Genomic DNA, 643 nt, shown 5'->3' on the forward strand with positions numbered 1-643 from the left:
CCGCCCCGGTGCCGGCGCCGGCTCCGACCTCGCCCGCCCTGGTGCCGACGACGGCTCCGACCTCGCCCGCCCCGGTGCCGACGACCGCTCCGGCCACTCCGTCGAGCACGAACGCGAGTTCGCCGAAGGCTGCTACGCCCGTCGCAGCGCTCGACCGGAACGCTCGGAGGCTGCGCGTCGACCTCGATGCGCGCAACGCGGGGCGCCGGGTCGCCCTGCGCGCCCTGGTCGGCCAGCGGGGCGCGCAGAAGTGGGTGGCGCTGGGGACCCGCAAGCTCGACGCCCGCGGCAACGCGACCCTGTCCCTGAAGCGCGCGAAGCTGGCGCAGCTGCGCAAGGGGACGGCCGTGCGGGTGGTGTGGGGCCGCTCCGCGATCGCGTCGATCCGGCTGCGCTGACGGGCGTCGCGGTCAGGGCGAGAGCGTGAGGATCGCGCGCCCGCTGGTCGTGACGACCTCGACGGCTGAGATCTCGTCCCGCGCCAGCGCCGTGCCCGTGGTGTAGGTCGTGGTGTCGCCCCGCTCGATGGCCCAGGTGCCCAGCGTCTGCTGCGAGCCGTCCTTGGCGACGACCCGGACCGCGTAGACCAGCCGGTCGGGCAGGTCCGACGGGACCGTGCGGTATTCGCAGTCCACCTCGATCT

The 643-nt window shown here is 75.1% G+C and carries 1 protein-coding gene and 1 pseudogene; one reads left to right on the forward strand and one right to left on the reverse strand.

Annotation, left to right across the window (positions count from 1 at the left end):
* On the forward strand, positions 1 to 398 hold a 398-nt coding region (locus tag G9H71_RS22995), incomplete at its 5' end, for a hypothetical protein (RefSeq protein WP_196792400.1).
* 12 nt (positions 399 to 410) lie between these two features.
* Here G9H71_RS22995 and G9H71_RS23000 read toward each other — a convergent pair.
* Positions 411 to 643, reverse strand: a pseudogene (locus tag G9H71_RS23000) (hypothetical protein); the annotation flags it as partial.

This window comes from Motilibacter deserti (assembly GCF_011250635.1).
Classification (GTDB): Bacteria; Actinomycetota; Actinomycetes; order Motilibacterales; family Motilibacteraceae; genus Motilibacter_A; species Motilibacter_A deserti.